The sequence below is a fragment of the Caulobacter sp. 17J65-9 genome, assembly GCF_010975005.1.
Lineage (GTDB): Bacteria > Pseudomonadota > Alphaproteobacteria > Caulobacterales > Caulobacteraceae > 17J80-11.
The window spans coordinates 1-13,413 of the sequence record NZ_JAAIVC010000104.1; the positions used below are offsets into that span (position 1 = coordinate 1).

Annotated in this window: 11 protein-coding genes and 1 pseudogene; 3 read left to right on the forward strand and 9 right to left on the reverse strand. The window is 71.9% G+C overall.

Annotation, left to right across the window (positions count from 1 at the left end; all coding sequences use genetic code 11):
* The 6 genes from G3573_RS14520 to G3573_RS14545 form a co-directional block, all read right to left on the reverse strand.
* Positions 1–386 (reverse strand): NUDIX domain-containing protein (locus tag G3573_RS14520; protein WP_163261958.1); only part of this gene is annotated, 386 nt, incomplete at its 3' end.
* A gap of 55 nt (positions 387–441) precedes the next feature.
* Positions 442–885, reverse strand: coding sequence for a hypothetical protein (locus tag G3573_RS14525; RefSeq protein ID WP_163261959.1), 444 nt, complete (start codon positions 883–885; stop codon positions 442–444).
* A gap of 210 nt (positions 886–1,095) precedes the next feature.
* The gene (locus tag G3573_RS14530) at positions 1,096–2,637 is read right to left on the reverse strand and encodes a cation:proton antiporter (RefSeq protein WP_163261960.1); all 1,542 of its coding nucleotides are present in this window, start codon (positions 2,635–2,637) and stop codon (positions 1,096–1,098) included.
* A gap of 259 nt (positions 2,638–2,896) precedes the next feature.
* Positions 2,897–5,185 carry a ribonuclease R gene (rnr, locus tag G3573_RS14535; protein ID WP_163261961.1) on the reverse strand — a complete coding sequence of 763 codons (2,289 nt, stop codon included), beginning with the start codon at positions 5,183–5,185 and terminating at the stop codon, positions 2,897–2,899.
* A 71-nt stretch (positions 5,186–5,256) separates the two neighbouring features.
* Positions 5,257–5,766, reverse strand: a complete 510-nt coding sequence (locus G3573_RS14540; protein ID WP_163261962.1) for an OmpH family outer membrane protein — start codon at positions 5,764–5,766, stop codon at positions 5,257–5,259.
* Between the two features lie 12 nt (positions 5,767–5,778).
* Positions 5,779–6,387, reverse strand: coding sequence for a hypothetical protein (locus tag G3573_RS14545; RefSeq protein ID WP_163261963.1), 609 nt, complete (start codon positions 6,385–6,387; stop codon positions 5,779–5,781).
* Positions 6,388–6,581: 194 nt separating this feature from the next.
* Here G3573_RS14545 and G3573_RS14550 point away from each other — a divergent pair, with 194 nt between their 5' ends.
* From G3573_RS14550 to G3573_RS14560, 3 genes are all read left to right on the forward strand, one after another.
* Positions 6,582–7,790: an acyltransferase family protein gene (locus tag G3573_RS14550; protein WP_163261964.1), complete on the forward strand. Its 1,209-nt coding sequence runs from the start codon at positions 6,582–6,584 to the stop codon at positions 7,788–7,790.
* A 61-nt stretch (positions 7,791–7,851) separates the two neighbouring features.
* Positions 7,852–8,466 (forward strand): hypothetical protein, encoded by a 615-nt coding sequence (locus G3573_RS14555; protein ID WP_163261965.1) that lies wholly within the window; start codon positions 7,852–7,854, stop codon positions 8,464–8,466.
* Between the two features lie 8 nt (positions 8,467–8,474).
* Positions 8,475–8,777 carry a transcriptional regulator gene (locus G3573_RS14560; RefSeq protein ID WP_163261968.1) on the forward strand — a complete coding sequence of 101 codons (303 nt, stop codon included), beginning with the start codon at positions 8,475–8,477 and terminating at the stop codon, positions 8,775–8,777.
* A gap of 205 nt (positions 8,778–8,982) precedes the next feature.
* Here G3573_RS14560 and topA read toward each other — a convergent pair whose 3' ends face one another.
* The 3 genes and pseudogenes from topA to G3573_RS14575 all read right to left on the reverse strand — a co-directional run.
* Positions 8,983–11,613, reverse strand: coding sequence for a type I DNA topoisomerase (gene topA, locus G3573_RS14565; protein WP_163261966.1), 2,631 nt, complete (start codon positions 11,611–11,613; stop codon positions 8,983–8,985).
* A 361-nt stretch (positions 11,614–11,974) separates the two neighbouring features.
* Entirely contained in the window at positions 11,975–12,964 is a 990-nt protein-coding gene (locus G3573_RS14570; protein WP_163261967.1) for an aldo/keto reductase, read from the reverse strand.
* Between the two features lie 209 nt (positions 12,965–13,173).
* Positions 13,174–13,413 (reverse strand): annotated as a pseudogene (locus G3573_RS14575) (DNA-protecting protein DprA); the annotation flags it as partial.

Here is a 13,413-nt window from a genome sequence, read left to right on the forward strand (position 1 = left end):
GTGAAGGCCCGCCAGGGGCCGATCGCCGGGCGCGCGGCCACGGGCCTGGCCAGCAGCAGGCCGGCTTCCTCCCAGGTCTCGCGCACGGCCGCACAGGCCAGCGACCGCGCCCGCGAGGCGGTCGCCCCGCGCTGCAGGGCCACGGCGGTCTCGGCGGTCAGCTCGCTCGCGGCCGGCGCCGTGCGGTCGACCGGATCGACCCGCCCGCCGGGAAACACCCATTTGGAGGCCATGAACACGTGACCCTGGGCGCGCCGGCCCATCAGCACGCGCGGCACGGGGCCGTCGCGGCGGACCAGGATCAGGGTGGCGGCGTCCTTGGGGCGAAGCCGGTCGCCCGTGCGCGGGGCGTCCTTCAGGTCGGCGGCGGAGTCGAACGGGGTCACGCTGGAGGGATAGCACCTGCCGCCGGCGGAATCCTCCCCGTGGGAAAGAAGAGCATCAGGATCCGGCTTGGCACTGGCCCTCGAAGCCGTTGTCGCCCTGCACCTCGATCCAGCCGGTCCGCCGGTTCACGGTCACCTTGGGCCAGATCACCGGCGCCAGGACGAAGTGCGCGCTGATCCGCTCCTCGTCGATCTTCACGTTGCGGAGCTCGCGCACGACGTGCGGGTCCTTGAAGCGGACGCCCAGCGACGAGGGCGTCGGATAACGGATCTTGCCGATCCCGTTGGCGAAGTGGATCTCCACACGCCCGCCCTCGCTGGCCGGCTCCGTGTAGGTGTCGGTCCGGGTGTCGTACTGGATCCCGGTCCTGGTGGTGGTCGTGGTCGAGTGCTCCAGCTCGTACCTGACCGCGCCCTCGCAGATCAGGTCCAGCTTGAAGTCGGCCGGAACGGCCGGCGCGTCGGCGGCCGCCAGCGTGGCGATGAACAAGGCGATCACTGAACGTTCCCCCGGCGCCCCCCGGCGGCGCGTCGCGACCATTGTTATCGACCGGTGCGCGAGCGGCCAAGCTGACGGTCAGCTCTGGTCAAAGGCGGTCAGGTCAGAGCAAACGAAGCGCGGTCAGACTCGGATAGATCCGGGCGCCCCTGTGTCCGTGAACAGCCCTGATTGACTGACTCTGACCGTCCTAGACCGAGCCTGAAAGCCTTAGTTTTCCTCAATGTGGCGCTCGCGGTCGCTCTCCAGGGCGACCTCGGCGAAGTCGAGCTCCTCCTGGAGGATCAGGAAGGCGTCGGGCCCGACCTTCTGGGCGTTGCGCAGGGCTTCGAGTTCCTCGCGCTGTCGCTGCAGCGCGCCGCGGCCGAGCGCGCGCCAGGTGTCGAGCGGCGCGCACGCGGCGCCGGGCTGGGCGGTCTCGCGCCGCAGCTCGAAGATGTAGCGCCAGGTGCGGGCCGCCGGGTCCTCCCGGCTGGCGCACTCGGCCAGGGCGGCCTGCGCCATGGCGGCCCGCGCGCGCGCCAGTTCGTCGGGCAGGTCGGTCTCGCCGTCCAGCTTGAGCAGGCGGACCAGCGGCCCGAGCGTCAGGCCTTGCAGCACCAGGGTGGCGATGACTGTGGCGAAGGCGGTCAGCACGATCAGGTCGCGCTGGGGGAAGTCGGCCGGCAGGGCGAAGGCGGTGGCCAGCGTCACCAGCCCGCGCATGCCGCACCAGCCGACCAGCACGCCCTGCGCCAGGCTGGCCGGGGCCAGTTCGCCGCGCAGGATCCGAAAACGGACGGCCAGCCGGTTGTAGGTCAGCACCCAGGCCATCCGCACGACGACCAGGCAGGCGACCACGGCGCCGGCGAACCAACCCGCCTGCATCAGCCGCTCGGCGGGCATGGCCGCCACGATGGTGCGCGCCTGCAGGCCCATCAGGACGAAGGCCATGACGTTGAGCAGGAACACCGCCGAGTCCCAGACCGCGAAGCTGTGGATGCGCGAGCGCGGCGGCGTGGCCAGGGCGGCCGAGCGGGCGATGGTCATGGCGAAGGCCACCAGGCAGAGGATGGCCGACAGGCCCAGCCGCTCGGCGATCACCCAGGCCCCCAGCACGCCGGTGAACTCGGTCAGGTTGCCGCCCAGCGTGCCGGTCAGGTGCGGCGCCAGCCATCGGAAGAACCAGGCCAGCAGGACGCCCAGCGCGATCCCGCCGGGCACGGCCAGGGCGATGTGCAGGCCCAGGCCTGCGTCGATCGCCCCGCGCGAGTGCACGGCCAGCGCGGCGCTGAACAGCAGCAGGGCCGACGCGTCGTTGAGCAGGCTTTCGCCCTTCAGCACGGTGACCGTGCGGCGGGGCATGCTGACCCGGCTGAGGATGGCGGTGGCGGCCGCGGCGTCCGGCGGGGCGACGATCGCCCCCAGCGCCAGGGCGGCGTAGAGCGGCAGGCCGGCCCAGGCGACGCCCATGGCCGCCACCGCCGCCGCGCTCAGCAGCACGGCGACCAGGGCCAGCGCCGTCAGCGGCCGCCAGAACAGCCGCAGCGCGCCGATGGGAAAGTCGAAGGCGGCGTCGACCAGCACCGGCGCGATGAACAGGGCCAGCACCGTGTGCGGATCCAGCTGGATCTGCGGCGCGCCGGGCACCAGCGCCAGGCCCACGCCCGCGGCGGCCAGCATGGCCGGGTAGGGGATGGCCACCCGCCGCGACACCTGCAGCAGCACGATGGCCACCGCCAGCAGGGCCAGCATGCTCTCGAAGAAGCTCATCTCCGACCTCGAGCTCCCCCGGGGCGGGATTAGCGCCGCCGCCGGCAGCCGAGGCAAGCGGCACTGCGATCCTTCTCCCCTTGTGGGAGAAGGACGGAGCCCGCGCCCCGGAGCGTCAGCGGAGGGCTGCGCGGGAGGAAGAGGGGGCTGCGACGGTGGAAGCTGTGAGGGCGTCACCCCTCATCCTCCCGTCCAGACCTTCGCCCTGCGGGCTCCGGTGGACGGGGCCCTCCTTCTCCCACAAGGGGAGAAGGAGGCTCTACCGCCGCTTTCCGCGCGAAATGTTCTTCGGCTTGCCGGGCTTGCCGCCCTTGCCGGTCGCGCGTTCCGGCTTGCCGCCGGCGCGGCGGCGCACGCCCAGCCGCGGACGCGCCGCGTTGGGATCGGCGGCGGCCGGCTCGCTCAGCATCTCGAACACCAGGCCGCCGGTGATCGGCGTGGCCTCGACCAGGCGCACGACCACGTCGGCCCCCAGCTTCCAGCGCTTGCCGGTGCGCTCGCCGACCAGGGCGTGGGCGCGGTCGTCGTGGTGGAAGTATTCCGCCCCCAGCGACGACACCGGCACCAGGCCGTCCGCGCCGGTCTCGCGCAGGCGCACGAACAGGCCGAAGCGGGTGACGCCGGTGACCTTGCCCTCGAACTCGGCCCCGACGCGCTCCTCCAGGAAGGCGGCGACATAGCGGTCGGTGGCGTCGCGCTCGGCGGCCATCGAGCGGCGCTCGGTGGTGGTGATGTGCTCGGCCGTCTCCTTCAGCGTCGCCACTTCCTGGTCGGTCAGGCCGTCGTCGCCCAGGCCCAGCGCGCGGATCAGGCCGCGGTGCACGGTCAGGTCGGCGTAGCGGCGGATCGGCGAGGTGAAGTGGGCGTAGCGGTCCAGGTTCAGGCCGAAGTGGCCGACATTGTCGGTCGAATAGTGCGCCTGCATCTGGGTGCGCAGGACCACCTCGTTGACGATGTCGGCGTGCGGGCCCTCGCGGGTCTCGTCCAGCAGCCGGTTGAACCGCTTGGTGGTGGCCGGCTCGCCCTTCGACCAGGCCATGCTGATGGTCGACAGGAAGTCGCCCAGCGAGAACAGCTTCTCCTGGCTGGGCGGCTCGTGCACGCGCACGATCAGCGGCAGGCGCTTCTTCTCCAGCGTCTCGGCGGCCGAGACGTTGGCCTGGATCATCATCTCCTCGATCAGCCGGTGGGCTTCGAGGCTCTCGCGCCGGGTGATGCCGGTGACGTGGCCTTCCGGGCTGATCTCCACGCGGCGCTCGGTGGTCGCGATGGCGAGCGGCGAGCGCGCCTCGCGGCCCTTCAGCATGGTGCGGTAGGCGTCCCACAGCGGCAGCAGGATCGGCACCAGCAGCGGGCCGGTCTGGTCGTCGGTGTCGCCGTCGATGGCGGCCTGGGCCTGCTCGTAGGAGAGCTTGGCGGCCGAGCGCATCAGGCCGCGGATGAAGCGGTGGCTCTGCTTCCGGCCGGTCTTGTCGAACACCATGCGCACGGCCAGGCAGGCCCGGTTCTCGCCTTCGCGCAGGCTGCACAGGTTCGACGACAGGGCGTGCGGCAGCATCGGCTCGACCCGGTCGGGGAAGTAGGTCGAGTTGCCCTTGTCGCGCGCCTCGCGGTCCAGGGCCGAGCCCACGCGGACGTAGGCGGCGACGTCGGCGATGGCGACCCAGACGATCCAGCCGCCCTTGTTGTTCTCGTCCGGGTCCGGCTCGGCGTAGACCGCGTCGTCGTGGTCGCGCGCGTCGGCCGGGTCGATGGTGATCAGCGGGACGTCGCGCAGGTCCTCGCGGCCCTCCAGCGTCGGGTGTTTGGCGGCCTGCGCCTCGGCCTCGGCTTGGTCGGAGGCCCCGACCGGCACGCCGTGGGTGTGCACCGCGATCAGCGAGAAGGCGCGCGGCTCGTCCTCGCGGCCGACCACCTCCAGCACCCGGCCCGTCTTGGGCCCGTAGCGGCGGTGCTGCGTGCCGACCGCGGCCAGCACCAGGTCGCCGTCGTAGATGTCGCGCGCCTCGCCCTCGTCGAGCAGCAGGAACTCCTTGGAGCGGCGGTCGACCGGCTCGACCCGGGTCTCGCGGCGCGACTTGCGCACCACGCCCAGGATCTTGTGGGCGCTCTGGCCCAGCTTCTTGATCAGGCGCGCTTCGTAGCCGTCCTCGACCCGCTCGAAGCGCACCAGCACCCGGTCGCCCAGGCCCGGCGCGCCGGCGCCCTTGCGCTCGGCCGGATCGGGCGCCAGGCGCGCCGGCTTCAGGTCTTCGCCGGCCTTGGCCAGGCGCACCCACAGCTCGCCGTCGGCGTCGCGCTCGACCACGTCGGCCACGCCCACCGGCGGATAGGCGCCCGCCTCGGCGAAGCCCTTGCGGCCGCGCTTGCCCAGCCGCCCCTCGGTCTCCAGCTCGCGCAGCATTTCGCGCAGCGCGCGCCGGTCCGAGCCCTTCAGGCCGAACTCGCGCGCGACGTCGGCCTTGTCGGTCTCGCCGTGCTCACGCAGGTACCGAAGCAGGGTTTCCTTGTCCGGCAAGCCGGCGGGGCGTTTGGGTGTCTTGGCCACGAATCCTCACAGCACCCATACATAGCGCTGTTTGGGAACGCGCGAACGTGCCGGCGGGAGGCAGACGCCCCTCAGCCGCCCGGATTGGCCGCGTCGTAGGCGCGGACGATCTCGTCGGTGATGTCGGGGACGGGCGGGGAGGGTTGCTCGTCCACGACGCTCACGCCGTCGCGCCGCTCGACCTTGGCGACGACCTTGTCGAACTTGCCGAGGATGGCCTCGATCTCCTTGCTCTCCCGGGCGACCGCTTCCGCGCGGGCGCGCTCCCACTTCTCGGCCAGGGCGTTGACCTTGCGCTGGAGCTCCGCGGTCTTCCGCTCGCGCGTGGCCGCGTCCATCGTCGGGGACGCCTTGTCGAGCGCGTCCTTTTCAGCGCGCAGCGCGGTCTGCTCGGCGTCGATTTCCTTTTGCTTGGCGTCCAGCCAGGTCCGCAGGCGCGCCTGGGCCGCCGCGCCGTCGCGCACCTCGATCAGCACGCGCTGCGTATCGACGAACACGACCTTGCCCTGCGCGGCGGCCAGGGACGGCGCGGCGAGGGCGGCGATCAGCGCTAGGGCGGAGAGCATGCTGCGGATCGACATGGGGCGGGCTCCTTAGTGCGCCTGCGGGCGCGCGCTGCAGACCTTGGCGTCGCCGAACCGGCCCTGGGCGCGGGCGAAGGCGGCGCTGAGCGGTGCCGAACGGGTCTCGAGCGGCGGCAGGAAGGCGGTGGCCTGGCCCAGCGGCCGGCGCCCGGCGTCGAGGAAACGCACGCGCAGGCGTTTGGCCGACCAGGCGCCGGCGACGATCTGGGCCTGGCCCTTGGCGCCGGCGCGGAACTCGAAGCCGGCGCGCCCGTCGACGCGGCCGGGAAGGGGGCCCGAGAACAGCGGCTTGCCGTCGGCGGTGATCTCCAGCCACTTCGGTTCGGGCGCGCCCTTGGGCGGATCGAACAGGGCGCGGAAGCGGTCCGGCGCGGCGGCGAAGCGGTCCGGGCCGGTCACCGGCAGGCTGAAGCCGACGCCGAGCGGTCCGCCCTGCGTGTTCCAGACGACGGCGCTGTGCTCCAGCTCCAGCCGCCGATGGGCGTCGTACTCCAGCACCGCCCGGCTGGCGCCGTCGCCGGCCGCGCAGCTCCACCCGGCCAGCATGTCCTGCGCCAGGGCCGGCGTCCCCGCCAGCGCGCAAGCCAGGCCGAGCCCGGCGATCATCCGTCCACGCATGCGCCGTTCCCCCCGGGTCGCGGTTTACTCGGCCTAGAATAGCGCCGTTCGCGCCAAGCGCGACAGGGCGAAGGTTCTAGCGCGCGATTCCTTCTCCCGCAGGGGGAGGAGGATCGTGACGATAGACAAGTTTGCATTTTAAACCCGTTCATGCACTCTTCACCCCACGACGCGCCGCTAGGGGAGAGCCGGCCATGCACGAGAGTGAGCGTTTCCACGCCCTGGACGCGGTCCGCGGCTTTGCGCTGCTGGCCGGGGTGACCCTGCACGCGGCCGTGGCCTTCCTGCCGTCGGAGGTTCCGCTGTGGCCGGCCATGGACGACAGCCGCAGCGTCGAGCTGGCGGTGCTGTTCTACGTCCTGCACGTCTTCCGCATGACGGTCTTCTTCCTGATCGCCGGCTTCTTCGCGCGGATGAGCCTGGAGCGGCGGGGGCTGGCCAGCTTCGCCTGGGACCGCATCAAGCGCATCGGCCTGACCTTCGCGATCTTCTGGCCGCTGGTGTTCGCCTCGCTGATCGCGGTGATCGTCTGGAACGCGGCCGCGGCCAACGGGGGCACGATCCCCGACGGCCCGCCGCCGCCGCCGATGACGGTCGAGACCTTCCCCCTGACCCACCTGTGGTTCCTGTACCTGCTGCTGTGGTTCTACCCGGCCATGCTGGTCCTGCGGGGCCTGGGCAGGCTGGTGGACGGGCAGGGGAGGGTGGCCGCGCTTCTCGACCGGCTGGTGCGCCTGTCCGTCGGCGGCTGGACGCCGATCCTGCCGGCTCTGGCCGTGGCGCTGGTCATGTGCCTGGATCCGGAGTGGCGCATGTGGTTCGGCGTCCGCACGCCTGACTTCGGCCTGATCCCCAACCCCGCCGCGCTCAGCGCCTTCGGCCTGGCCTTCGCGATCGGCTGGATGGTCCACCGCCAGCAGGACCTGCTTGCGGTCTGGGCCCGACGCTGGGCCTTCCTGATCCTGCTGGGCGCGGGCTTCAGCGCGGCCGGTCTCGCCATCGTCGGCCTTGAGCCGACCCTCGACAAGGCGCCGACCGACGGCACCCAGATCGCCTACGCGGTCATCTACGGCCTGGCCGTCTGGGGCTGGACTCTCGGCCTGATCGGCGCGGCGGTCCGCTTCCTGTCCGGCCACAGCCCCGCGCGCCGCTACGTCGCCGACGCCGCCTACTGGATCTACCTCGTCCACATTCCCGTGGTGATGGCCGCCGAGGTGCTGGTCGCGCGCCTGGACCTGCCCTGGACGGTCAAGTTCCCGATGGTGCTCGGCGGCTCGCTGCTGGTCCTGTTCGCCAGCTACCAGCTGCTCGTCCGCCACAGCTTCATCGGCCGGTTCCTGAGCGGCCGGAAGAAGCCGGCGAAGGCGAAGGCCGCCGCCGTTCCCGAACTGGAGCCGGCGTGACGCCTCCAGAGACTTTCAACCCGAACCGCCCCATGCTTCCGCCGATTCCGGAGACCCGCCGATGAGCGCCGCCGACACCGCCCTGGACGACCTGGCCTTCCTCAAGGGCCTGGTGGAGGCGGGCGACCGCAATCAGGCCCGCATGGGCGAGGCCTTCGTCGGCGGCGGGCTGCTCTACGGCGTTCAGGGCCTGGTCTGGTGGGCGTCGGACGTGTTCGGCTGGCCGCTCGGGCCGTTGGGCAACCTGGCGCTGGCGGCCCTGCCGACGATCCTGTTCTGCGGCGTGACGGTCTGGGTCGCCCGGCGCGACCGCCAGCCCCGGCCGGGCGGCGCCGTCAGCCGCGCGGTCCGGGCCGCCTTCATCGCCACCGGGGTGACCAACCTGGCCCTGCTGTGCCTGTTCGCCCCGGCCGCCATCTCGCGCCAGAGCCTGGTGATCTGGGAGCTGTACCCGGCCGTGGTGTTCGCCCTGCAGGGCGGGGCCTGGGCGACCGCCTACATGCTGCGCCGGCGCCTGTGGCTGGGCGTGGTGGCGCTGGGCTGGTTCGTCACCGCCGTGGGCCTGGGCCTGACCCTGGCCACCTCGCACTACCTGCTGATCGTCGGCCTGGGCCTCCTGGCCTGGATGGCGATCCCGGGCTTCGTGATGATCCGCCTCGCCCACAAGGGGGCGTGAGCCGGCCGATGGGCGCGCTGGACGTCGAGCGCATCGACGAGGTCATCCACGGCCGCCTGCGGCTGGGGATCATGGTCTACCTGGCCGACGCCGAGGTGGCCGACTTCGTCGAGCTGAAGGCGGCGCTGGGCGCCACCCAGGGCAACCTGTCCGTCCACCTGCGCAAGCTGGAGGACGCGGGGTATGTGGCGATCGAGAAGAGCTTCCTGGGCAGGAAGCCGCTGACGCGTATCCGCATCACCGACGCCGGGCGGAAGGCGTTCGCGGCGTACCTGGAGGCGCTGGAGGCCGTCGTCGGGAAGAGAAGCTGATCCTTCTCCCCTTGAGGGAGAAGGACGGAGCCCGCGCCCCGGAGCGTAGCGGAGGGCTGCGCGGGAGGATGAGGGGTCGCGCCGCGGTTCGAAGCTGAGCGGTCGCGCGACCCCTCATCCTCCCGCACGGACCTTCGCCCGCTCGCGCGGGCTCCGGTGTGCGGGACCCTCCTTCTCCCTCAAGGGGAGAAGGGGCGCCTGTCCCTTACGCCTTCGCCTTGGCTTTCGCCGCCGGCTTCTTGGCCGCCGGCTTCTTCGCCGCCGCCTTCTTCGGCGCCGCGTCGCCTTCAGCCTTCGCCGCGGCGGCCTTCTTGGCGGGCGCCTTCTTCGCCGGCTTGGACGGGCTCTTGCCGGCCTTCTCCGCGATCAGCGCCACGGCCTGTTCCATGGTCAGCTCGGCCGGGTCCGTCCCCTTGGGGATGGTGGCGTTGACCTTGCCGCACTTCACGTAGGGGCCGAAGCGGCCGGGCATGACCTTGATGGCCTCGCCCGACACCGGGTGGGCGCCCAGGTCCTTCAGCGCTGCGGTCGACGCGCCGCCGCGGGCCCCGCGGCCGCCGCCGGCGCGCTTGGTGGCGATCAGGTCGACGGCGCGGTTCACCCCGATCTCGAACACGTCCTCGATCGACTCGACGTTGGCGTAGGTGCCGGCGTGCTGGACGAACGGGCCGTAGCGGCCCAGGCCCGCCAGGATCGGCTGGCCGTCTTCCGGGTGCACTCCCACTTCGCGCGGCAGGGTGAGCAGGCGGACGGCCCGCTCCAGGTCCATGCCGGCCGGGCTCCAGCCCTTGGGCAGGGACGAGCGCTTGGGCTTCTCGCCTTCGCCCAGCTGCACGTAGGGGCCGAAGCGGCCGATCTTCAGGCTGACCTTCTCGCCGCTGGCCGGATCGACGCCCAGCTCGCGGTCGCCGCTGGCTTCCGCGCCCTCGGCGTCCGGCGCACCGATGGCGCGGGTGAAGCGGCATTCCGGATAGTTCGAGCAGCCGATGAAGGCCCCGAACTTCGAGGTCTTCAGCGACAGCCGGCCGGTGCCGCAGGTCGGGCAGGCGCGCGGATCGGCGCCGTCGCCCTTGTCCGGGAAGATGTGCGGGGCCAGCGCGTCGTTCAGAGCGTCCAGCACGTTGGTGACGCGCAGCTCGCTCATGCCTTCGACGGCGGCGTGGAAGTCCTGCCAGAAGTCGCGCAGCAGCACCTTCCAGTCCAGCTCGCCGGCCGAGACCAGGTCCAGCCGCTGCTCCAGCGCGGCGGTGAAGTCGTACTCGACGTAACGGTTGAAGAAGCGCTCCAGGAAGGCGGTGACCAGCCGGCCCTTGTCCTCCGGATAGAAGCGGTTCTTCTCCATGCGCACGTATTCACGGTCGCGCAGCACGGACAGGATCGAGGCGTAGGTCGACGGACGCCCGATGCCGAGCTCTTCCATCTTCTTGACCAGCGAGGCTTCCGAGTAGCGCGGCGGCGGCTCGGTGAAGTGCTGGTCGGCGCGGACGTCGGCCACCTTGGCCTTGGCGCCCTCGTTGACCTGGGGCAGGCGGCCGCCTTCCTCGTCGTCGGCGGCGGTGTCGTCGCGGCCTTCCTCATAGACGGCCAGGTAGCCGTCGAAGGTGATGACCTCGCCGGTGGCGCGCAGGCCGGTCTGGCCGTCGGCGGTCTCCAGCTCGATGACCGTGCGCTCGACCTTGGCCTGCTCCATCTGGCTGGCGATCATGCGCTTCCAGATCAGCTCGTAGAGCCGGCCCAGGTCGCCTTCCAGGCGCACGCTGTCGGGGTGGCGGGCCAGGCTGGTCGGACGGATGGCCTCGTGCGCCTCCTGGGCGTTCTTGGCCTTCACCTTGTAGTGGCGCGGCTGCTCGGGGACGTAGGCGGTCCCGTAGCGCTGCTGGATCACCGAGCGGGTCTCGGTCAGGGCCTCGGGCGTGACCGACACGCCGTCGGTTCGCATGTAGGTGATCAGGCCGCCCTGGTCGTCGACGCCTTCGTACAGCTTCTGCGCCGCCTGCATGGTGCGGGTGGCCGAGAAGCCGAGCTTGCGGGCGGCTTCCTGCTGCAGGGTCGAGGTGGTGAAGGGCGGCGGCGGCGAACGGCGGCCGGGCTTCTTCTCGACCGAGGTCACGGTGAAGTCGCCGGCCTCGACGGCCTGGCGCGCGGCCGTGGCGGTCGCCTCGTTCGGCAGATCGAACTTGCCGAGCTTCTTGCCCTGGTGCTTGGCCAGACGGGCGGTGAACGGACCGGAGCCGGCCGACACGTCGGCGTCGACGGTCCAGTATTCCTGCGTCTTGAACGCCTCGATCTCGATCTCGCGGTCGACGACCAGGCGCAGCGCCACCGACTGCACGCGGCCGGCCGAGCGCGAGCCCGGCAGCTTGCGCCACAGCACCGGCGAGAGGGTGAAGCCGACCAGGTAGTCGAGCGCGCGGCGGGCCAGGTAGGCCTGCACCAGCTCCATGTCGATCTGGCGCGGCGCGGCCATGGCCGTCTGCACGGCGTTCTTGGTGATGGCGTTGAAGGTGACGCGCTGGACGTCCTTGTCCTTCAGCAGCTTCTTGCGGTTCAGCACCTCCAGCACGTGCCAGGAGATGGCCTCGCCCTCGCGATCCGGGTCGGTGGCCAGGATCAGGCGGTCGGCCCCCTTCAGCGCGTCGGCGATCTCGGACAGCCGCTTGGCCGCCTTGCCCTCGACCTCCCACTCCATGGCGAAGTCCTCGTTGGGCTTCACCGAGCCGTCCTTCGAGGGCAGGTCGCGCACGTGCCCGTACGAGGCCAGCACCTTGTAGCCGGAGCCCAGGTACTTGTTGATGGTCTTGGCCTTGGCCGGGCTCTCGACGACGACGACGTTCATGCGGGCGGAGTCTGTAATGAGAAGGCGGGAGGTTTCGGGGCCGGAAAGTGGGGGCGGCCCCCGTCAGATGTCAACGCGCTCCGAGCAGGGGAGCGACACTCCCCCGTAGGGGGAGGAAAAATTCGCGGCTTGAGCGAGGTCCTTCCCCCCTGTGTGGGGGAAGGAGGGTCCCGCGCACCGGAGCGCGGCAGCGCGAAGGTCCGCGCGGGAGGATGAGGGGGGCTTGGCGCATGCCTCGGACCCCGCACGACTCACGGCCCGCAGCGGCCGACCGCAGCGCGACCCCTCATTCTCCCGCGCAGCCCTCCGCTGTCGCTCCGGGGCGCGGGCTCCGTCCTTCTCCCTCAAGGGGAGAAGGAGATCAGCGATTCACCGCCGCCAGGCCGGCCGCGTTGTATCTCGCGCCGGCGACAGCCGTCTCCGGCACGGCCGCCTCGATCGCCGCCAGCTCGTCGGCCGAGAGCGCCAGGTCGACCGCCGCCACGTTCTCCTCCAGGCGCGACAGCCTGGTGGTGCCGGGGATCGGCACGACGTCGTTCCCCTGGTGCAGCAGCCAGGCCAGGGCCAGCTGGGCCGGCGTACAGCCCCTGGCGGCGGCGAGGCGCTTCAGGGTGTCGACCAGCGGCAGGTTGGCGGCCATCGCGCCAGGTTCGAACCGGGGCAGGGTGCGCCGGAAGTCGTCGGCCGCCAGCGTGGCTGAGTCGGTCACCGCTCCGGCCAGGAAACCGCGCCCGAGCGGGCTGTAGGGCACGAAGCCGATCCCCAGCTCGCGGCAGGTCGGCAGCACCTCGGCCTCGGGGTCACGCACCCACAGCGACCACTCGCTCTGCACCGCGGCCACCGGGTGGACCGCGTGGGCCCGGCGGATGGTCTGCGCGCCCGCTTCGGACAGGCCGAAGTGCTTGACCTTGCCGGCGGCGACAAGTTCGCCGACCGCGCCGGCCACGTCCTCGATCGGCACGTCGGGGTCGACGCGGTGCTGGTAGAACAGGTCGATGACCTCCACGCCCAGGCGCTTCAGCGAGGCGTCGCAGACCTCGCGGATGTGCGTGGGCCGGCTGTCGACGCCGGCGGGCGACTTGCGGCCGGGCTCCAGCCGGAAGCCGAACTTGGTGGCGATCACGACCCGGTCGCGCACCGGCGCCAGGCCGCGTCCGACGACCTCCTCGTTGACGTAGGGTCCGTACACCTCGGCGGTGTCGAAGAAGCTCACGCCGCGCTCGACCGCGCCGCGCAGCAGGGCGATGGCGTCCGCCTCGGCCATGGGCGTTCCGTAGGCGGCGCTGATCCCCATGCAGCCGAGGCCGATGGCGGACACCTTTAGGCCGTCGCCGAGTTTGCGGGTCTTCATGCGGAGGCTCCTGTCTTCATTCCCTCTCCCGGTCGCGAGAGGGCGGGGCCCGCGCCGCGAAGCGGCGTGGGAGGGTGAGGGAAACGGGCGGGCGCAGGACCAGGCGCCAGGAACGGCGGCCGTTCGTAACCCCTCATCCTCCCGCGCAGCCCTTCGCTGGCGCTCCGGGGCGCGGGCTCCGTCCTTCTCCCACAAGGGGAGAAGGGAGGTCACGCCCGCGCGACCATCCCGCCCGGCAGCAGCTCCGCCTGGCCGGACAGGGCAAGCTCGACGAGCGCCGCGAACACTACGGCGGCCGGCGCGCCGACGCTGCGGGCGAGCTCGTCGCGGGGGATGGCGGTGGGCGACAGCAGGTCCAGCACCCGCGCGCGCACCGCGTCGACCTCGGCGTCGGGAACGGCGGCGTCCCAGCGGCCGTCGGGCTCGCGCAGGGTGCGCGGGGCGGCGAG